Annotated in this window: 18 protein-coding genes; 4 read left to right on the plus strand and 14 right to left on the minus strand. The window is 59.7% G+C overall.

All coding sequences use genetic code 11. The features are described 5' to 3' along the window. Positions 1–24 precede the first annotated feature (24 nt). Positions 25–783 (plus strand): 7-cyano-7-deazaguanine synthase QueC, encoded by a 759-nt coding sequence (queC, locus tag GbCGDNIH6_RS10540; RefSeq protein WP_072563847.1) that lies wholly within the window; start codon positions 25–27, stop codon positions 781–783. On the opposite strand, the gene GbCGDNIH6_RS10545 is transcribed toward queC, so the two are convergent. Both GbCGDNIH6_RS10545 and GbCGDNIH6_RS10550 read right to left on the minus strand, forming a co-directional pair. Next, complete coding sequence (locus GbCGDNIH6_RS10545; protein WP_072563848.1) at positions 705–2075, minus strand: AmpG family muropeptide MFS transporter; 1371 nt, start codon at positions 2073–2075, stop codon at positions 705–707. The two genes, queC and GbCGDNIH6_RS10545, sit on opposite strands and share 79 nt — an antisense overlap. A gap of 135 nt (positions 2076–2210) precedes the next feature. After that, entirely contained in the window at positions 2211–2459 is a 249-nt protein-coding gene (locus GbCGDNIH6_RS10550; RefSeq protein WP_072549019.1) for a hypothetical protein, read from the minus strand. A 164-nt stretch (positions 2460–2623) separates the two neighbouring features. On the opposite strand from GbCGDNIH6_RS10550, the gene GbCGDNIH6_RS12505 reads away from it, so the two are divergent. Beyond that, positions 2624–2773, plus strand: a complete 150-nt coding sequence (locus tag GbCGDNIH6_RS12505; RefSeq protein WP_157692420.1) for a hypothetical protein — start codon at positions 2624–2626, stop codon at positions 2771–2773. Here the strand turns inward: GbCGDNIH6_RS12505 and typA are convergent, their stop codons facing one another. Both typA and GbCGDNIH6_RS10560 read right to left on the minus strand, forming a co-directional pair. Next, positions 2774–4591 carry a translational GTPase TypA gene (gene typA, locus GbCGDNIH6_RS10555; protein ID WP_011632820.1) on the minus strand — a complete coding sequence of 606 codons (1818 nt, stop codon included), beginning with the start codon at positions 4589–4591 and terminating at the stop codon, positions 2774–2776. It abuts the gene before it with no gap. Positions 4592–4818: 227 nt separating this feature from the next. Further along, positions 4819–5328, minus strand: a complete 510-nt coding sequence (locus GbCGDNIH6_RS10560; RefSeq protein WP_072563849.1) for a plant Invertase/pectin methylesterase inhibitor family protein — start codon at positions 5326–5328, stop codon at positions 4819–4821. Positions 5329–5486: 158 nt separating this feature from the next. Between GbCGDNIH6_RS10560 and GbCGDNIH6_RS10565 the strand changes: the two genes are divergently transcribed. Further along, entirely contained in the window at positions 5487–5660 is a 174-nt protein-coding gene (locus tag GbCGDNIH6_RS10565) for a DUF1328 domain-containing protein (RefSeq protein ID WP_025287430.1), read from the plus strand. Positions 5661–5735: 75 nt separating this feature from the next. On the opposite strand, the gene modC is transcribed toward GbCGDNIH6_RS10565, so the two are convergent. The 5 genes from modC to GbCGDNIH6_RS10590 form a co-directional block, all read right to left on the minus strand. After that, on the minus strand, positions 5736–6821 hold the full coding sequence (gene modC, locus GbCGDNIH6_RS10570; protein ID WP_072563850.1) for a molybdenum ABC transporter ATP-binding protein: 1086 nt from the start codon (positions 6819–6821) through the stop codon (positions 5736–5738). Continuing rightward, positions 6821–7522 (minus strand): molybdate ABC transporter permease subunit, encoded by a 702-nt coding sequence (gene modB / locus GbCGDNIH6_RS10575; protein ID WP_072563851.1) that lies wholly within the window; start codon positions 7520–7522, stop codon positions 6821–6823. The genes modC and modB overlap by 1 nt, the downstream gene beginning before the upstream one ends. Positions 7523–7555: 33 nt before the next feature. Then, a complete protein-coding gene (gene modA / locus GbCGDNIH6_RS10580; RefSeq protein ID WP_232449808.1) occupies positions 7556–8305 on the minus strand; it encodes a molybdate ABC transporter substrate-binding protein in 750 nt (249 codons plus the stop codon). A gap of 117 nt (positions 8306–8422) precedes the next feature. After that, the gene (locus tag GbCGDNIH6_RS10585; protein ID WP_081370097.1) at positions 8423–9874 is read right to left on the minus strand and encodes an MFS transporter; all 1452 of its coding nucleotides are present in this window, start codon (positions 9872–9874) and stop codon (positions 8423–8425) included. Beyond that, positions 9867–12512, minus strand: coding sequence for an FtsK/SpoIIIE family DNA translocase (locus GbCGDNIH6_RS10590; RefSeq protein WP_072564541.1), 2646 nt, complete (start codon positions 12510–12512; stop codon positions 9867–9869). Before GbCGDNIH6_RS10590 ends, GbCGDNIH6_RS10585 begins: the two co-directional genes overlap by 8 nt. A gap of 265 nt (positions 12513–12777) precedes the next feature. Between GbCGDNIH6_RS10590 and GbCGDNIH6_RS10595 the strand changes: the two genes are divergently transcribed. Continuing rightward, positions 12778–13875 carry an alkene reductase gene (locus tag GbCGDNIH6_RS10595; RefSeq protein WP_072564543.1) on the plus strand — a complete coding sequence of 366 codons (1098 nt, stop codon included), beginning with the start codon at positions 12778–12780 and terminating at the stop codon, positions 13873–13875. A 29-nt stretch (positions 13876–13904) separates the two neighbouring features. Here the strand turns inward: GbCGDNIH6_RS10595 and GbCGDNIH6_RS10600 are convergent, their stop codons facing one another. The 5 genes from GbCGDNIH6_RS10600 to GbCGDNIH6_RS10620 are packed head-to-tail and all read right to left on the minus strand — an operon-like array spanning position 13905 to position 19036. Then, positions 13905–15407 carry an efflux transporter outer membrane subunit gene (locus tag GbCGDNIH6_RS10600; protein WP_072563852.1) on the minus strand — a complete coding sequence of 501 codons (1503 nt, stop codon included), beginning with the start codon at positions 15405–15407 and terminating at the stop codon, positions 13905–13907. Next, a complete protein-coding gene (locus tag GbCGDNIH6_RS10605) occupies positions 15404–16324 on the minus strand; it encodes an efflux RND transporter periplasmic adaptor subunit (protein WP_072563854.1) in 921 nt (306 codons plus the stop codon). The genes GbCGDNIH6_RS10600 and GbCGDNIH6_RS10605 overlap by 4 nt, the downstream gene beginning before the upstream one ends. Before the next feature lie 15 nt (positions 16325–16339). Beyond that, positions 16340–16534: a DUF1656 domain-containing protein gene (locus GbCGDNIH6_RS10610; RefSeq protein WP_072563856.1), complete on the minus strand. Its 195-nt coding sequence runs from the start codon at positions 16532–16534 to the stop codon at positions 16340–16342. Continuing rightward, positions 16531–18552 (minus strand): FUSC family protein, encoded by a 2022-nt coding sequence (locus tag GbCGDNIH6_RS10615; protein ID WP_081370099.1) that lies wholly within the window; start codon positions 18550–18552, stop codon positions 16531–16533. Before GbCGDNIH6_RS10615 ends, GbCGDNIH6_RS10610 begins: the two co-directional genes overlap by 4 nt. Before the next feature lie 7 nt (positions 18553–18559). Further along, positions 18560–19036, minus strand: coding sequence for a MarR family winged helix-turn-helix transcriptional regulator (locus tag GbCGDNIH6_RS10620; RefSeq protein ID WP_072563859.1), 477 nt, complete (start codon positions 19034–19036; stop codon positions 18560–18562). Positions 19037–19098: the final 62 nt, after the last annotated feature.

Here is a 19098-nt window from a genome sequence, read left to right on the forward strand (position 1 = left end):
ACTGTAATCGGGCAGAGGGAGAGTATGACCGAGACAAAACCGATTTCCGGCCTCGCCCTGCCCTGCCGCGACCATGCGCTGGTGCTGTTTTCCGGCGGCCAGGATTCCACTACCTGCCTCACCTGGGCGCTGGAGCGCTTCGCCCATGTGGAGACGATCGGCTTCACCTACGGCCAGCGCCACAGTGTCGAAATGGAATGTCGCGGCCGGGTGCGGGAAGCACTCGCGCATATGAGCGGCCGTTCCGGTACAGACTGGGGCAGTCGTCTCGGTGAGGATCATGTGCTGAATCTGGGCGATGCCCTGCACCATGTCGGTCAGAGCGCTCTGACCGGGCGTTCGCCGATCGAGATTGGTCAGGGCGGTTTGCCGACCAGTTTCGTGCCGGGACGTAACCTGATTTTCCTGACCTATGCCGCAGCCCTCGGCTGGCGGCGCGGATTGCGTCGGATTGTCGGGGGTATGTGCGAAACGGATTATTCCGGCTACCCGGACTGCCGCGACGATACGATCAAGGCCATGCAACTGGCGTTGAATACCGGCATGGAGGCGCATTTCGTGCTGGAAACGCCGCTGATGTGGCTGACCAAGGCCGAGACATGGTCGTTGGCTGAGACACTGGGCGGGCAGGCCCTCGTCACGCTGATCGAGGAAGAGACTCACACCTGCTATCTGGGGGATCGCAGCCAGCGCCACCCATGGGGTTATGGGTGCGGGGAATGCCCTGCCTGCCTGCTGAGAGCGGAAGGCTGGCGCGAATGGCAGGCTTCTTCGTCTGCCTGATCGCCTCCATCCGGTCTGGTTGCAAGCCAGATCATGATGGCCATTGCCGGGAAGGCTGACAGCGTGCAGGCGGCATAAAATCCGTGCCAGCCCAACCAAACCGCCAGAAATCCGGACGCACCCGCCACCGTATTCAACGGCAGGGCAGACAGTGAAGACAGAAGGGCATATTGCGTTGCGCTATGCCGTGGCGTGCACAGGCCAGACAGGTAGGACAGGAAAGAGGCGCTGGCCAGACCACCGACAAAGGCCTCCACCGCCACTGTACCGACCAAAGCCATCCGGCTGCCCTGCGCATAGCCAAGCGCCAGATAGATCAGGATCGCCAGGGTCTGGATACATCCGGTCAGGACCAGTGCCCGCATGGTGCCAAGACGCTGCTGAAGCCAGCCTCCCGCCGCCACGCCCGCCAGACCGGCGAACAGGGAGGGCGTATTGGCAAGCGCCACATCCGCCTTCTGATACCCCATCGCCCGATAATAAGGAGGCAGCATCTTTCCTGCCAGCGCCTCCCCCAGATGGAACAGCGTCACGAAGCATAGCGCCGCAATGCTGTAAGGCTTGCGCAGCATGTCCACCAGCGGCGCTTTCATGGCATGCAGACGCCGCTGCCAGCCGGTTTCCAGCGTGACGGTCTCGGGGATAGACGGGATCGCCGGTTCCGTCGCCAGCAGCGTCACCACCATGCCAAGCGCACTCAGCGCACCCACGGCAAGCAGGGCCACATGCCAGCCCGCGAGACTGGCCAGCCCGATCACCCCGGCATTGCCGATCAGCAGCGCCATGCGATAGCCCCAGACATAGCCTGCCAGAGCAGGCCCCTGCCCATGACGGCCAAAAGTCTCGATCCGCCACGCATCAATGACGATGTCCTGACTGGCAGAAAAAAACGCCATGGAGGCAGCCAGACTGATGGTAAGGAAAGGAGTTGCATGGGGATCGGTCGTGGCCATGGCGAGGATGCTGAGTGTCAGCACCGCCTGCACAAACAGCAGCCATCCGCGCCGACGCCCCAGACGTCGCAATGGTCCAGGCGGGTGAACATAATCCGCAACCGGCGACCAGAGAAATTTGAGCGAATAGGCCAGCGTGATCAGGGAAGACAGGCCGATCGCCTGCAAGGACAGACCGCTATCGCTCATCCACTGGCCCAGCGTGAAGTGGCACAGCGGAAATGGCAGACCGCTTGCAAGCCCGTACAGACCGATCAACCAGAGGCGACGATCCGTCAGGGAAATCGTGGCAGCGCCCGGCGCGCCTGCCGCATCATCAGGGGTTGGCAATCCGGTCATCCCTGCGTCATGCCCTGCCTGGAAGCACACAGCAAGGCGCCGCGCGCCATGCTCTACCAATCCAAACGCCGTACAGCAAAACGCCGGGCCCGGTACAGGACCGGACCCGGCGTCGCCTGTCAGCAGAAGCGCGAATTACTGCGCGGCAGCCGGAGCAGCGGCGTCAGAAGACTTCGCGGCCTTGCTGTGATGACCAGCGTGCTTGGCATGGTGCTTCTTGCCATGGCCCTTGGCCGGAGCGGCATCATTGGCAGCAGGAGAAGTAGCCGCAGGCGCCGCCGCAGCCGGAGGAGCGGTTTCGGTGGACTGAGCAAAAGCGGGGGCGGCAAAAGCGAAACCAGCCAGCAGAGTGGCGGTCAGGATCGCATGGCGCTGAATGGTCATGTCTTGTCTCCATAGAAAACTGGAAAGAACGAAACATACGGTACACCCGGTGGGAGCATATAAAGCCGACGCGTCCCTCACCGAGACTGACCGTCCGCACCGCACGGCCTGTAGGTTAAGCACACAAGCTTTGTTCCGGCTATGGGAGGAAGCTTAACAGGAAGATGAAATTATGGTTAGAAACGCCTGCAAAACCAGCAGAAAAACAAATTTCTGTTACATTTTCGTATTACGGTCACAACAAAACACCCGCCCTGGTTAAGGCGGGTGTTCTTGGCCAAATGATGACAAATTGGACAGGTGGCGTGACCTGATCAGGCCGCATCACCCGAGCGCTGGGCTTTTTTGCGCTCATTCGGATCAAGATGGCGCTTACGCAGACGCACAGCACTCGGCGTCACCTCGACCAGTTCATCATCCTCAATATAGGCAATGGCCTGTTCCAGACTCATCTTGCGCGGCGGAACCAGCAGCAGAGCCTCGTCCTTGCCGGCAGCACGGATGTTGGTCAGCTTCTTTTCCTTGATCGGATTCACATCCAGATCGTTCTCACGGGAATGCTCGCCGATAATCATGCCGACATAGACTTTCTCGCCGGGATCGACGAACAGCACACCACGATCCTGCAGCGCAAACAGCGCATACTGCACGGCTTCGCCATCGGAATTGGAAATCAGCGAGCCATTGCGGCGCCCTTCCAGCGTGCCCTTGTAAGGACCATAGCCGGAGAACAGCCGGTTCATGATTCCCGTGCCACGCGTATCGGTCAGGAATTCACCGTGATAGCCGATCAGGCCGCGGCTGGGGATCAGGAAGGTCAGACGCACCTTTCCACCGCCGGAGGGACGCATCTCGCGCAGTTCGCCCTTGCGACGGGACATCTTTTCGACCACGACGCCGGAATAAGGCTCGTCCACATCGACCAGCACTTCTTCCATCGGCTCCTCGCGACCGTTTTCCGTCTCCCGGAACAACACGCGGGGACGACCGATCGCGAGTTCGAAGCCTTCGCGGCGCATGGTCTCGATCAGCACACCGAGCTGAAGTTCACCACGGCCCGCGACCTCGAACGCATCGCTTTCCGAGCTTTCAGAAATGCGAATCGCAATATTACCTTCGGCCTCACGCATCAGACGGTCACGAATCTGGCGGGAGGTCACCTTCTTGCCTTCGCGGCCCGCCAGAGGACCATCATTGACGCGGAAGGTCATCGCCAGGGTCGGCGGATCAACCGGGATCGCCACCAGCGGTGCTTCCAGTTCCGGCGCACCGATGGTTTCCGGCACCGTGGTGTCGGACAGACCGGCAATGGCGATGATGTCGCCTGCCTCGGCTTCTTCCACCGGCACACGATCCAGACCGCGGAAGCTCATCAGCTTCGTCAGGCGACCGGTTTCCACCACCGAGCCATCAGCGCGGAGCGCCTTGACCGGCATGTTCAGCTTCGCGCGGCCCTGCTCGACACGGCCGGTCAGGATACGACCCAGGAAGTTGTCGTATTCCAGAATCGACGCCACCATGGCGAAGGGCGCCTCCTTGTCCAGCTGCGGCGCAGCCACATGACGCAGGATCAGGTCGAACATCGGGTTCAGGTTTTCGCGCGCGCCTTCCAGAGACTCGTCAGCCCAGCCCTGACGGCCCGATGCATACAGAACCGGGAAATCGAGCTGCTTCTCATCCGCGTCCAGAGAGGCGAACAGGTCGAACACCTCGTTCAGCACTTCATCCGGGCGGGCATCGCCGCGATCGACTTTGTTCACCACGACGATGGGACGCAGGCCGCGGGCCAGCGCCTTGCCGACCACGAACTTGGTCTGGGGCAGCACGCTTTCCGCGGCATCGACCAGCACCAGCGCGCCATCCACCATGTTCAGGATACGCTCGACCTCACCGCCGAAATCGGCGTGGCCCGGAGTGTCGACGATGTTGATGCGGACGTCGTTCCACATCACGCTGGTGCATTTGGCGAGGATGGTGATCCCCCGCTCCCGCTCCAGATCATTGCTGTCCATGGCGCGTTCAGCGACCTGCTGGTTCTCACGGAAGGCGCCGGACTGCTTCAACAGCTGATCGACGAGGGTGGTCTTGCCATGGTCGACGTGGGCGATAATGGCGATATTACGGATGTCCATGCATAATCCGAGGCTGAGCGCAGCCGATGGAGCCGCGCGGCGGTAAGGCAGAGGGCCATCTCCTTCTGCGTTTCAGCAGAAGATAAAAGACTGGCCACCCACCAGACCTGTTGCGTTGCGGCGCACAGATAAAGGCTTGTCCCGTCCGTTGCGAGACAAAAAGCCGCATAGCTCCCCTTCCCGACGTTTTTTTCATCCCGCCGGCGCATTCAGGTCACTGCTGCCCATCACGGATGCTGGGTGGAAAGCACCTGTAATGCGGCATCAACCTGTACCCTTGCTCCGACAAAATCCTTCTGCGCCAGTGCCGTCAGGGCTGAGTTGATCGTCTGAATCACCGGCGATTGATCGACCGGATGCGTATCAGTCGCCAGCACGGAACGATCGAGCAGACGGGTTTGGGCACGCTCCATCGATTCCTGTGCCAATCCGCTCTGCTTCTGTTGCAGCGCCTTCAGCGCCACCCGCAGGAGAGCAACAGGCCCGTTCGCATCCTCCGGCACCGGCAGGCTGGGCGCAATGGTCGAGCGGGTATTGGCCGGATCAATATTGCTGGCCTTGTCGGAGCGCGGCAGGGAACTGCCGGTGCCGATCACATTCCCCGGACGGGCGCCGTCAGGCGTGCTGCTATCCGCATGCGCACCCTGAACCGATCCCAGCAGCAGCATGGCGGCCACCAGCGCCGCAGCACCGGCGGAACGGTTATGAGACAGTCGATCATGGATATGTTCGTGCATAGCCTCGTTCCCCCCATTTGATCTGCGGCCCCCTTCTGACGGGCCGCTTCATGTCACAATCCAAAGACGTATTCAGTGTGCCGACACGATTATAGCGCAACCATGTCCGGATTCTGAACGTTTCGTATGGTGTATGGGTTTATAAATAGGGGGTGACGATGCTCAAGCTGGCGCTGTTTTTCCTTGTGGTTTCGCTGATTGCAGGCCTGTTCGGATTTACCGGGATCTCGGCGGCCTCCGCCGGAATCGCCAAAATTCTGTTCGTTATCTTCCTGATCGTGTTCGTGGTGCTGCTGGTCATGGCATTGGCCGCCGGAAAAGCCATTCTATAGCGATCATTCCACACTCAGGCGAAACAACGGCTCTCTGCCTCAACCGGCAGGGAGCCTTTTTTGTGGCCGCCTCCATCAGGCCCCCAAGACATTCACCGCCACCGATTTGATCAAGGCCAACACAGCTCGACCGGGTTCAAGGCCAAGCCGCTGAACCGCATCACGTGTCACCCGCGCCAGCAAATGGCCACCGGGCAAAGCCAGCCTCACCAATGCTTCCTGTGTCGTCCCGGCGTTGCCCTGGAGATGGGCCGGCTGCCAGTCGGTCATCACAACGGACAGAATATTGTGCAGGCTGATATGGCCGGGTGACTCTGTCGCCAGAATCACATCGGCGGCCGGTATCCTTACCCGCAATCCCGTTCCCGGCTTCATGGCCTGTAACGGCACCAACACCTCCGTCCCGGCACAGGACAGGATGGTCAAGCCACGATCGGGCATATGGCCGGATACCACCGCTTCCAGAACCGCACCGGCCTCATGGCCGAAACAGCCGGACAATGCCGGATCAGATGAAATATGGCCCAGCGATCCGCTCGCCCGCACGCGGCCGGTTTCCAGCAGCACCACATCATCCGCCAGATACGCCATTTCCTGCAGAGCATGCGTCACGTACAGCATCGGCAATCCTGCTGCTTTCAAATGGCGCAGGACCGGCAGAATGTCCTGCTTGCGCGCCTGATCAAGACTCGCCAGCGGCTCATCCATCACCAGCATATGGGGACGGGACAACAACGCCCGACCAATCGCCACACGCTGACGCTCGCCGCCCGACAAGGTCGCGGGACGACGCTTCAGCAGAGCACCGATCCCGAGCATGGTCATGATTTCTTCCCGTGACAGGGGAAAATCTCCGGGCGGGGCGCGCCGCGCGCCATATTCGAGATTGCCCAGTACCGAGAGATGCGGGAACAGGCGAGCATCCTGAAAGACTACTCCGATCCGGCGTCGTTCCGGCGGCAAATTGTGCAGATCAAGGCCACAGACACGCAGATGCAGATGGTCGGGCCGCATCAGACCGGCCACCGCCATGGCAATGGTCGACTTTCCCGCCCCGGAAGGCCCAAACAGGACAGTGCATCCACTGCCTGCAAAGCAGACGTCGATTTCTGTTCCGGGAAACTGGTGATTCAGCCGGACATCCAGCGCGGCCGATGACATCAGCTTCCCAACCGCCGCCGCATCCGGCGGTTCACATATTCCGCCAGCCCCAACCCGCCCAGCGCCAGCAGCAGCGACAACAGCGAGAGGCGCGCCGCGGTCACATCCCCCTCCGGCGACTGCAAGGCGCTGTAGATCGCCAGCGGCAAAGTCTGGGTCTGGCCGGGGATATTCGCCGCAAAGGTGATCACCGCCCCAAACTCTCCAAGACAGGCGGCATAGGCGGTGATCGCCCCGCTCAATAATCCTGGGGCTGCCAGCGGCAAGGTCACCGTCACGAACCGGTCCCATGCTCCGGCCCCCAAGGAACGGGCAGCCTGTTCCAGACCCGGATCAACCGCTTCCAGTGACTGACGGATAGCCCGGACCAGAATAGGCAATGTCATGACCGCACAGGCCAGGCTGGCGCCCGCCGGTGTAAAAGCAAGCCGGATGCCGAACCAGTGATGCAGAAGGCTCCCGACCGGTCCCTGCACGCCGAACACCACCAGCAGCAACCAGCCGGTAACCACCGGAGGCAAAACCAGCGGCATATGCACCAGCAGATCCAGCACCGTACGCCCGGGAAACCGCCAGCGCGCCAACGCCGTCGCCAGCAGCAGCGCGACCGGCAACCCCATGCACAATGCCCGCGCCGCCACCGACAAGGTCAGCCGCAGCGCCACCCATTCATCACCGGAGAGCGGGAACGGCCAGATCATGCCCACTGCATCTGCGTAACCGCGATACCGGTCTCAAAGCCCCCGAAAGCCATAACGGGCAAAAATCGCCAGCGCCTGCTCTCCGCGCAACCAGTTCCATACGGCTTGCACGGCCGGTGTGTTGCCGTTGGCAAGAATAGCCATGGGATAGATGATCGGATCATGGGTTTCCGCCGGAAATGTCGCCGCAACCGTTACGGCCTGAGCCGCTGACACATCGGTCGCATAGACGATCCCTGCCGCAGCCTCACCCCGCGCCACCAGTTGCAATGCCCCCCGCACATCCTCCGCCACCGCCAGATGATCCGCCACACTATCCCACAGTCCAAGACTGGTCAGAGCCTGACGAGCATACATTCCGGCCGGCACATGGGATGGATCCCCCACCGCCAGCCGCCCATCTCCAAGGAGGGCCTTGAGTGCCTCTTTCCGGCTGAGATCAACCGCCTGTGCCTTCGCGCCCGGAACCACCAGCACCAGCGTATTGGCCAGAAGATCAACCCGCGTATTGCGGGCAAGCAGGTTTTTAGCCGCCAGCGCATCCATCCATTTCTCATCGGCGGAGATGAAAATATTGGCAGGCGCACCTTTCTCGATCTGCCTTGCAAGGGTGGAGGAGGAGGCAAAAGACAGGGTCAGACCGGTCTCTGCCTCCCGTCGAAGGACCGCATCCGCTTCTTTCAGCACGTCGGTCAGACTTGCCGCTGCGAAAACTGTCACGGTCGCATTCTCTGCCGACGCCCGCGGTGATTTCAGGATCATCGGCCCGAGGGCGGCACTCATGAGCAGACCAGTACCCAGGCGACGGCGTGATATGAGCATCATACGCTTCCCATCGTTATGACCTTGTCGATAATATCGCCTTGTCATTGCTGCTGCCAGCCGACAAGCATACCTGCCTTAACGCTCACCAGCCCCGGACATTTCCGCGCCTGCCGTTCGCGCCATACCCAAAGCTGTCGGGGCAGCCAACAAGGCAATCCCGCCGATCAGCAGAAAAGCGACCGAAAAATCCGCAAGACCCGGTTGAGTACGGCCATGAATGGCCATAGCCATTTCCAGTGCTCCCGCCCCGGCTGATACGCCGATTGTCAGGGAAAGCTGCTGGATCGTTGAATACAGGCTGGTCGCGGCACTCATCCGGGCCGGCCCGACCTCGGCATAGGCAAGTGCATTATAGGCGGTGAATTGCAATGACCGCAGAAACCCTGCCGGAAGCAGCAAGCCATAGACCAGCACCAGCGGCCAGGAAGGACGCAATGCCGCCACCAGCGCCACCAGCACCGCCGCGCCAATCCCGTTCCAGAACAGTGTATCGCGAAAACCCCATTGCCTCAGCGCTCGCGCCGCCACCGCTTTCATCGCCAGCGCCCCCACGGCACTGGCCAGCGTAATGGCCCCGCTTTTCAGGGGTGTCATCTCGAAACCCACCTGAAGCATCAGCGGAAGCAGGAATGGAAAAGCCCCCGCTGAAATCCTGAATAAAGTGCCGGAGATCACTGAAACCCGGAATGTCGGCAGACGCAGCAAGCCCGGATCCAACACCGGTCTCTGTCTGCCACGCGCATGGCCAAGATAAACGACGGCACAAAGCAGGCCTGCCATGGCCAGCAACAACGTCACCCATGGCGGCACCACACCCCGCCCCACCGTCTCCATACTCGCCATCAGCAATGCCACTGCACCACCGGACAACATCAGACCGCGCGCATCGAACGGACCGGGATCAGGGGCCCGCACATCCGGCACATGCAGCGTCACCATGACGATACCGAGCAGGCCAACCGGAATGTTGATATCGAACACCCATGGCCAGGAGGCATATTGCACAATCAGCCCACCGAGCGGCGGCCCCACCACCGGCCCGACCAAAGCCGGGATCGTCACCCATGCCATGGCATTGACCAATTGCTGTTTGGGAACGGTACGCAACAATACCAATCGCCCGACCGGCACCATCATCGCACCCCCCAGCCCCTGCAGGACACGGGAAGCAACCAGCATACCGAGCGTAGTGGAATACCCGCACAGCACTGAGCCAAGCGTAAAAATTCCGATTGCAGCGCGAAACACATTGCGTGCCCCGAACCGGTCCGCCACCCAGCCGGAAGCGGGGATAAAAACCGCAAGGCTCAAGAGATAGGCCGTCAGGGCCATACTCATATGAACCACCGGTACACCAAATTGCCGCGCCATGGCGGGCAGAGCGGTGGCAATCACAGTGCCATCGAGATTCTGCATGAACAGCGCACAGGCAACGATCATCGCCGTCACGCGGCTGGACGTCGTCACCACCCGGTCCCCGCCACCCGCATCATTGCGGGCCCCATTGCGGGTGCTGTCTTCAGTCATCCTCACGCGGGGTACGGCGGACCAGCACCTCACGTTTGCCGACATGGTTGGCGGGGCCGACGATGCCTTCTTTCTCCATCTGCTCGATGAGCTTCGCAGCACGGTTATAGCCGATGGACAGATGGCGCTGGATGAAGCTGGTACTGGCCTTGCCTTCCCGCGCCACCAGCGCAACGGCCTGATCGAACAGACCTCTCTCCCCGTCGCCCGCCCCGCCCATGCCGGGAATCATGGAACCGCCATCCTCGTCACTGCCTTCGGTGACTTCCTCGACATAATGAGGCTCGCCCTGCGCACGCAGGAAATCGACCACTTTCTCTACCTCGCCATCCGAGACAAACGGGCCATGGGTGCGTAGAATTCGGCCACCACCGGCCATGTAGAGCATGTCGCCCTGACCCAGAAGCTGCTCCGCGCCCTGCTCCCCCAGAATGGTGCGGCTGTCGAACTTGCTGATCACCTGGAAGGAAATACGGGTCGGAAAATTGGCCTTGATGGTGCCCGTGATCACGTCCACGGATGGGCGTTGTGTCGCCATGATAACATGAATACCGGCAGCGCGGGCCATCTGCGCCAGACGCTGCACTGCAGCCTCGATTTCCTTGCCCGCGACCATCATCAGATCGGCCATTTCATCGATCACCACGACGATGAATGGCAGCGGCTCCAGCGCCAGCTGCTGCTCCTCGAAAGTCGGGCGGCCTGTTTCGGGATCGAAGCCGGTCTGTACCCGGCGGGTCACGACCTCCCCACGCGCTCGGGCTTCAGCCACTCGCTCATTATAGCCAGTGACGTTACGCACGCTGAGCTGGCTCATCGAGCGATAGCGGCGCTCCATTTCCCGCACGACCCATTTCAGTGCCGTCACCGCCTTGGCTGGTTCGGTCACCACGGGTGACATCAGATGCGGGATGCCATCATAGACTGACAGTTCCAGCATTTTCGGATCGATCAGGATCAGGCGGCATTGATCCGGCGACAGGCGATACAGCAGCGACAGGATCATCGCATTGACGCCGACCGACTTGCCGGACCCCGTCGTGCCGGCAATCAGCAGATGCGGCATACGGGCCAGATCGGCCACCACCGGCGCACCGCCAATATCCTTGCCGAGCGCCAGTGCCAGACGGCCCGGATGGCGCATCGCCTCATCCGCGCCGAGCAATTCGGCGAGATACACCGTCTCCCGTTTATCGTTAGGCACCTCGATACCGATGACGTTTCGCCCCGGCACCGTGGCGATACGCACCGCGAGCACCGACAGGCTGCGGGCGACATCCTCCGCCAGACCGATCACGCGAGCACTGCGGATGCCGGGGGCCGGTTCCAGCTCATACAGCGTCACCACCGGACCGGGGCGGATATCGCGGATCGCCCCCTGCACCCCGTATTCGCCCAGCACCGTTTCCAGCAACCGGGCATTTTCCTGCAACACCTGGTCACTCGGTCGGCTACCGCCACGGGGGGGAGGCTGCGTCAGCAGGTCGAGCGGCGGCAACTGCCAGCCCGGCTCTTCCTCCACAACCTGCCGTGCAGAGCGACCAGAAGGTGCAGCACTCTGCGCTGACAGGGACGATGCCCGCGCAGGAGGAGCCACCGTGATGCGCGGATCAGGTCTGATCCGCGGCGGTGCAGGCACGCCCACCGGTTCGGGAGGCAGCGTTGCCTGCCTCTGCCGCTCGTCAAAATCTTCATCGGGGAAATAGGGATCGTTCTCATCATCCCGCATGGCGTCATCGACAGGCCTACCCCTGGCAGGTCCATTCCCGGATGGCGTGCGTTCCTGCACCTTCTGTCGGGCGCGGGCGGTGAGGGAGGAACGGGTTTCCTCCCGCACCGCCTGTTCCATCATCGTCATATCATAGCGGAGATGCCCCTCCGCATCGTTCTCATCATCCACCAGCCGGACCGCACGCTGTTTCAGCCGCCCCAGCAGTCCGCCACCCCGACCGAACAGACCGCGTGAACGAGACATGGCCGGACCGATATGGTCACCATAAACCGATGACAGTGACGCCGCGCCACGCCCTGCAGCCCGCCACTCCCCCGCAGACAGGCCAAACGCCAGGAAGACCAGCAGGATGGCCAGGCCAAGCCCTGCCACCCAGATCACTCCATCCCCCAGCGGTCCCAGCACTGCATGTCCGGCCTGGAGCGAAGCACCGGCCAACAGATCGCCGCTCAATCCGCCCAGGCCGGCGGAACTTGGCCAGTTCCGATGCAGGGCAGGAACCAGTTGCCCAACAGCCGCCACCACGGCAGACACAACCGGCATGGCGACAATCAGACTGCCGAACCGCAAGATCACACTGCCCAGTCCGCGATGGGACGAAATCCGCCATGCCCAGATCAGCATCGCCAGCACCGGCAGGATCGCCGCCACCCCAAATCCCTGCAACAATATATCCGCCAGCATGGCCCCGGCACGGCCTGCCAGATTGGTTGGCTCCTGTCCGGTTGCGGTGTCGAAGGAAGGATCGTGCGGGTTATAGGTTACCAGCGCGATCAGCAACGCCAAAGCGACAAGGCCCAGCACCAATCCCCCCATCTCCGCCATACGGCGATGGGCAAGTGCTTTCAGGGCGGGGGACAGGAAACGTTTTGCCTGCCTCTGACGTGGCGAGGTCACGACGGCCATCTGGTCTCCACTGTTCAGCAAATGTTTCAACCTTACCCGATAAGTCCCTGATCAGCAAAGGGTCATACCGCATCTATCCATACCGTGATGACATGTGTCAGTGGAAAGCAGCCGCTTCGCACACATTATCGAACCGGTCCATCATCAGAAACGTTCGCTCCGGACTTTCGCGGGGTTGCGACCGGCCGACAGCATCCCCACTACCAACATCATTGCCCTATCAGGGGCCCAGACATTTTTCCACGATCCGGAAGGATTTTTATCTATGTCGTCCACTACCCTTTTCTCTGCTGGTCGGATTGGTGCCATACCGGTTGCAAACCGCGTCGCCATGGCTCCCCTGACGCGCGCGCGTGCAGGCATGGACGGGGTGCATACGCCACTCGCAATCGCTTACTACCGCCAACGCGCCTCCGCAGGTTTGATCATCAGCGAAGCCACCAATATTTCGCGGCAAGGGCGCGGTTATGCCTTCACCCCCGGCATATACACCGATGCCCATGTCGCCGCCTGGCGTCCGGTGGTCGATGCCTTACATGAAGCAGGGGGACGTATCGTCCTGCAGCTATGGCATGTCGGGCGCATTTCTCACACCAGCCTGCAGGAAAACGGACAACCGCCTGTCGCGCCTTCCGCCATTCAGGCCGGGCAGACGACATTCACCGAATCTGGTCCAGCCCGGCCCTCCATGCCCCGTGCGCTGCATATCGATGAAATTCCCGGCATCATCGATGATTATCGCAATGCTGCACGCCGTGCCAAAGACGCCGGCTTTGATGGCGTGGAAGTACATTCCGCCAATTGCTATCTGTTGGAACAATTCATCCGCGACAGCACCAATCATCGCGACGACGCCTATGGTGGCTCGATCGAAAACAGAACCCGCCTGTCTTTCGAAGTCACACAGGCCGTTGCCGAAATATGGGGCGCAGACCGCGTCGGCATCCGTCTTTCTCCCATGACACATTCCGCAGGAGATACTCCGCTCGACAGTACGCCGGCGGAAACATACGGATTTCTGGCAGAGCGGCTCGGCACGTTGGGTCTGGCCTACCTGCACTGCATCGAAGGCAATACGCGTGAGACAAATGCCAAAGATGCTTTCGACTATCAGTCTCTGCATCGTGCCTTCGGGGGGGCCTATATCGCCAACAACAGTTATGATCGCGATCTGGCACTGGATGCAGTTTCGTCCGGACGGGCTGACATGATAGCATTCGGGCGCCCCTTTATCGCCAATCCTGATCTGGTGGAACGGCTCCATCGCAATACACCGCTCGCCACGGCATCTCAGGATGTTTTCTACGGTGGGGGTGCAGAAGGCTACACGGATTTCCCGGCCCTGACTGGTACCGGAGACTGACGCAAGAGACTCTTCCCCCTTTGACATCTTTAGTTCCGGGCTTTTTCTTCCTTAACCGGATTGTCCATTCCCAAAGGCAATCCGGTTCTTTGGAGCAAATGGGTTTCAATCTTCGGATCGTTGAAGGTCACGTTCTGCCAACCACCACCTAGCGCCTTGTAAAGCTGGATCGTATTACGAATACGGTCCAGCTTGCTGATGGCAACAGCATCTTCCGCTGCCAACGCCGTACGTTGCGCATCCAATACCCTCATATAACCGGTCAAGCCGTGTTCATAGAGAGTGCGGGATTGAACAAGTGCCTTCTGACTCTGGGCCTGCGCCTCCAGCAGATTTTTATCCCGCTCCTGTGCTGTGGAAAAATTGACCAGCGCATCCTCGACCTCACGCAGCGCAATCAGCACGGACTCCTCATACGTGATCCGCGCCGCTTCCGCTTCGGCCTGGGCTGCCGTCAGGCGGGCATGCCGACGGCCGCCGTCAAACAAAGGCTGTGCAATGCCGACACCCATCATCCAGGTCATACTCGCCGCACTAAACAACTGATGCAGTGTCGAGCTCATCGGCTGCACCACAATCGGGATCATGAAACGCGGATAAAGCTGCGCCTTTGCAACACCCACCTGGGCAAGCGCCATTGCGTAGTCCCGCTCCACCCGCCTGAGATCAGGACGATCAGCGATCACCTGCGCTGGCAGCAGAACCGGCAAGGCAGGCGGTACCGGCAGAACAGGGGTGGGTTGCAACAGCTCCGCCTCCAGCGCGCCGCCGGGAGGCTTGCCAATCAGCACACCGATCGCATGCGCAGCCATGGCAATCATCGCATGCAAAGGTGGTTCGGTTGCCTTGATCGTCTCCAGCTCCGCCCGGGCCTGTGACAGATCGAGAGTGGAGCGTATCCCCTGACCGACCTCTTTCGACACCAGATCAACAATATGCTGTGCGGTGACTTCGTTTTTCCGTACAATTTCCAACCGGAGCTGACTGGCCCGCAACACTGCATACTGGCTTGCCAATTCGGAAATCAGGCTGACCAATATGGCGCGTCTGCCCTCCACCAGCGCATCGGCACTGGCATTGGCAGCCTCCACCATCCGTCTTGTACCGCCGAAAATATCCAGCTCCCAACTGGAATCGAAAGTCGTATCCCAGTAACGGTAAGCAATCTGTGGCAAGCCCGGCCATTGCATCGTACCTGAATATCCACGACTTTGCTTGGTAGCACTGAGATTGATCTGGGGATACCAGCCGGCCACGGCATTTTCCCGCTCCGCACGGGCCATGATGATGCGTTGCTGGGCAATGGCCAGACTATGGTTGTTGGTAATGGCATCATCGACCAGCCGATCCAGCACCGGATCATCAAATGAGCGCCACCATTCTGCCAGGCTGATACGATCACGCGATGTCGCGTGCTCGTGCTTTTCCGTCCAGTCAGGCGGGATATCGGTTTTTGGCTTCCTGAAATCAGGACCGACTGTGCAAGCTGAAAAAAATACTGCAAGGCACAGGGGAAAAACAAACTGCCTCACAGATGGTCTTCCAGCCACTGCACGGCACGTCCAGCAGCGCTGTAGTCCTGATCAGCCTCATTACCAAGTGCCACAGAGCAGGTCATGCCGGCTGCCAGCGTAATTGATTTCGGAACCTTATCGATATGAATCCTGACCGGAATACGTTGCGCCAGACGGACCCACGTGAACACGGGGTTTACATCCGGCAAACCCAGATTATCCAGGGACTGATTCTTGTCGTTGATGCCACGGCCAATACTGTCGACGTGACCGGAAAGAAGCTCTGAATATCCCATCAGCTTGATGCGCGCAGGATCACCAGCCTTGATATGATGGAGTTTTGTTTCTTCGAAATAACCATAAATATAGAAGCTTTCGGCATCAATCATTGCGAGCAAAGCATGGCCCGCCGTTGCATAATCCCCAACCCGGAGCTGAAGATTCGTCACATAGCCATTGACCGGGGCATACAGGACCGACCGCTCCAGATTGAGCTTCGCTACATCCAGATCGGCTTTTGCTTTTTCCACCGCAGCTGCTGATACGGCAGCCGTGGTACGGAACTGTTCCTGTTCTTCAGGAGAAACAATCCCTGTCAGACCCTGCCGTCTTTTTACATCCGCCTGGTTGTTCCGATACCGTGCCTGAGCACTGTCCAGTGCAGCCTGAGCTTGCGCGATGGCCAGACGGAAACGGATCGGATCGAGTTCGAACAGCATATCGCCTTTATGCACAAACTGATTGTCTCTGACGGTGACCCTGGTCACATATCCTGGCACCTCGGGGCCTATGGAAACGACATAAGCGCGCACACGCCCGTCACGCGTCCAGGGTGCCAGCATGTAGACATGCCACAGCATTACACCCAGCCATAATGCCACAGCGACCACTATAAGCGTGATCATAACGCGAACGGCATATTTCAGAAATCGCATGATTAGGACTTGATCCTATGCGTAAAGAACAAGCAGGGACAGGATCGACACATAAACCGCCAGCTCAAAAAGCGGGGGGTGCCAGATGAATTGCAACAACCCCGTCAATCGCAAGAAACTGCGCAGGATCGCAAACAGCACCAGTGCCATCACACCGTAAACACTAATGGGGGCCACCAGAACACCCCAGATATTGACTTCGTGAATCATGACTGAGAAACCTGCCTGCCCCCTTCCAGCAGAAGCAAGTGAAGTTCGTCCAGAGATGCCGCAGTCCGGAGCAGCTGCGGATCATGCACACCGGCTGCTACCACCTCCCTGCATGCATGGTCAGCAAAGTCGGCAGCACGCTGCGGCTGACGACGCAGGACGGCCAGCAGCCTTTGCACGGCAGGACGGGCGGAAACCGGAATAATGCCATGCTCGATAGCATGCCTGATCTTGAATATCTCCCGCCCTGTCAGGACCAGCGCAGCCGATCCCCGGCCTATCCGCCGCCGCTCCGGCCCTGCGGGAGGTAACCGGGCGGAAATGCGCATCAGTTTCTGGTATTGCGGATATTCCCATGTCAGGTTGGAGGCCGGCATTTTTTTACGGGCAGCATCCGATACGCCTTTCCATAGGGACAGGGTAGCCAGCCGAATGGACATATCGAAACTGGGCGGCACCAGAATCATAAAGGCTATGTTGGCCGCCAGAGCACCGATAATGCTGCTGAAGACAGAATTCAGAAATCCAGTCAGGTTATAATGAATGGGATTGGCAATCGGGCTCAGCACGGCATAAAACAGCATGATCGACATTGCGAGCGCGGGATTTCGTCCGCTTACCTGCATATAGCCACATACTATCACTACGGGCATATAGGCCATCAGCAGCAGCGGAAATCCGTCCATATGCACCAGAATGCCATAGACCAGCACGAATGACAGGACACTGGCGATCAACGTACCTTGCAGGAACGCTTTCATCATCCCCGAGGGATTATCACCCGTTGCTGCCAGCGCAACAATAATCGCGGTCATCACGATTGCGCTGCCCCCGCTGGGCCATTCAGTATAGATCCAGAATAATCCCAACAATTCAGCAGCCAGAAACGCCCGCAATCCACTGCGCAGAGCAGTCACATGATCACGCCAAAGCGGTAGCCTGACCCGGCGAATTTTCTGTACCCGTGGATCGGCAAGCCGCGCCATCATCCGCAACTGCCGTGCAGCGTCATCAAGAAGATTGACCAGTCCGAGTGATTTCAGACACTGTGTGTGGTCGGCAAAGTGCCGCAGCTCCACATGCATGTGGGAGGATGCGGCAACCAAGTGTCGCAGCTCCTGAACATTGTCTGGTATATGCCGAATCAGATTTGACAATATCTGGCGCAAACGATCTGCAGCCTGTGCGGTCCGCGGATCAGCCGACAATGCCTGCAACCTCTCCCCGATCCGCATGCTGCTTGCCGTCACGGATGTCATGAGACCGAATAGCTGCCGGAAAGCATTGGCGCGACGGGCAACCTCACTGCTCTCCGCCGCCCCGAACTCGACCGCCTGATCGTAGGAGGCAATGCGGAACAGCAGGCGACGACGCGTATCAAGGATATTTTCTTCAGAGGCCCCATCCCTGACCATCGTCAGTAATTCCGACAGATCCCGCAGGGACTGCATGGAATCTGCTTGAAGCCTGTTTTCAGAAGTAGCCGGCTGAAGCAGCATCGTCACCAATGCACTGCATACAATCCCCAGTGACACCACGGACAGCCGGTCCAGCGCGACACTGAAAATCGTATCCGGATGGGCCAGCACGTCGCCGAAGCCTATCAAGGCGATGGTATATCCTGCCAGCGCCGCACTATAAGCACGAAAATAGCGCAGAAGGTTGGAGATATAACTGCAACATCCCGTCCAGATGGCAAAGGCGGACAAATACAGCAAAGGCGACTGCACAAACAGCGCAACCGCCATGATACTCGCTACACAGCCCAGGATCGTACCCAGAAAACGCCACAGGCTTTTGGAAAGAATGGCTCCCCGCATCGGGCTTGCGACAATGATCGTCGTGACAAGGGCAGAAGAAGGATTCTGAAGCTGTAGAAAATAGGCGCAATACAGGGCAAGCGATCCACTCAGGGCCAGCCTCAGCGCATAAAAAAAGGCCGCTGATCTCAGAAACGCCGGCAGCCAGGCTCCCATGTCAAACCCATCCTGACCGGCTGTATCCGATGCTACCGGCATGACCGTCTCAGCCCTCTGTCACTTGCGGGAGACCGGCCGCCACATCCCACATCCTGTCTTCTGTCAAAGCCTGTTCCAGATCAGAAAGGGTCTTTATACAGGCAGTCAACTGCTCTGGCTCTATCAGCGCCATCAGGGCCTGGTCGGTCCTGCAACAGATGGCCAGGACCTGATCCAGGACGCGCCTTCCCTCCGCCGTCATGCGCAGGAGTTTGGATCGGCGATCTGCCGGATCTTCATAACGTTCGATCAGGGATTGTCCTTCCAACAGATCGAGCAAGCGCACCAGAGATGGGCTTTCTATATCCAGCATGCGCGCAAGTTCGACCTGACGTACCCCATCCCCGGCCCGGCCCAGATAAAAGAGCGGGCGCCAGCTTGCTTCGGTCAGTCCGAAATGGCTTACATTCCGCGTGATCTCACGCCGCCACGCAGTGGTGACGCGATGCATCAGGCGGCAGAATTCTCCAAGTGGAATGTCCATTCCGGGTCATTAGAATACTATTTTTTAGAAGGCTATGAATATTATCGCAACGCTGAACAAAA

The organism is Granulibacter bethesdensis (assembly GCF_001889525.1).
GTDB lineage: Bacteria > Pseudomonadota > Alphaproteobacteria > Acetobacterales > Acetobacteraceae > Granulibacter > Granulibacter bethesdensis_C.

What these genes read in the sequence shown, in the direction of transcription:
- queC (WP_072563847.1), top strand. Translation starts at nt 25, where the DNA reads ATGACCGAGACAAAACCGATTTCCGGCCTCGCCCTGCCCTGCCGCGAC.
- GbCGDNIH6_RS10545 (WP_072563848.1), bottom strand. Translation starts at nt 2,075, where the DNA reads ATGACCGGATTGCCAACCCCTGATGATGCGGCAGGCGCGCCGGGCGCT.
- GbCGDNIH6_RS10550 (WP_072549019.1), bottom strand. Translation starts at nt 2,459, where the DNA reads ATGACCATTCAGCGCCATGCGATCCTGACCGCCACTCTGCTGGCTGGT.
- GbCGDNIH6_RS12505 (WP_157692420.1), top strand. Translation starts at nt 2,624, where the DNA reads ATGAAATTATGGTTAGAAACGCCTGCAAAACCAGCAGAAAAACAAATT.
- typA (WP_011632820.1), bottom strand. Translation starts at nt 4,591, where the DNA reads ATGGACATCCGTAATATCGCCATTATCGCCCACGTCGACCATGGCAAG.
- GbCGDNIH6_RS10560 (WP_072563849.1), bottom strand. Translation starts at nt 5,328, where the DNA reads ATGCACGAACATATCCATGATCGACTGTCTCATAACCGTTCCGCCGGT.
- GbCGDNIH6_RS10565 (WP_025287430.1), top strand. Translation starts at nt 5,487, where the DNA reads ATGCTCAAGCTGGCGCTGTTTTTCCTTGTGGTTTCGCTGATTGCAGGC.
- modC (WP_072563850.1), bottom strand. Translation starts at nt 6,821, where the DNA reads ATGTCATCGGCCGCGCTGGATGTCCGGCTGAATCACCAGTTTCCCGGA.
- modB (WP_072563851.1), bottom strand. Translation starts at nt 7,522, where the DNA reads ATGATCTGGCCGTTCCCGCTCTCCGGTGATGAATGGGTGGCGCTGCGG.
- modA (WP_232449808.1), bottom strand. Translation starts at nt 8,305, where the DNA reads ATGAGTGCCGCCCTCGGGCCGATGATCCTGAAATCACCGCGGGCGTCG.
- GbCGDNIH6_RS10585 (WP_081370097.1), bottom strand. Translation starts at nt 9,874, where the DNA reads ATGACTGAAGACAGCACCCGCAATGGGGCCCGCAATGATGCGGGTGGC.
- GbCGDNIH6_RS10590 (WP_072564541.1), bottom strand. Translation starts at nt 12,512, where the DNA reads ATGGCCGTCGTGACCTCGCCACGTCAGAGGCAGGCAAAACGTTTCCTG.
- GbCGDNIH6_RS10595 (WP_072564543.1), top strand. Translation starts at nt 12,778, where the DNA reads ATGTCGTCCACTACCCTTTTCTCTGCTGGTCGGATTGGTGCCATACCG.
- GbCGDNIH6_RS10605 (WP_072563854.1), bottom strand. Translation starts at nt 16,324, where the DNA reads ATGCGATTTCTGAAATATGCCGTTCGCGTTATGATCACGCTTATAGTG.
- GbCGDNIH6_RS10610 (WP_072563856.1), bottom strand. Translation starts at nt 16,534, where the DNA reads ATGATTCACGAAGTCAATATCTGGGGTGTTCTGGTGGCCCCCATTAGT.
- GbCGDNIH6_RS10615 (WP_081370099.1), bottom strand. Translation starts at nt 18,552, where the DNA reads ATGCCGGTAGCATCGGATACAGCCGGTCAGGATGGGTTTGACATGGGA.
- GbCGDNIH6_RS10620 (WP_072563859.1), bottom strand. Translation starts at nt 19,036, where the DNA reads ATGGACATTCCACTTGGAGAATTCTGCCGCCTGATGCATCGCGTCACC.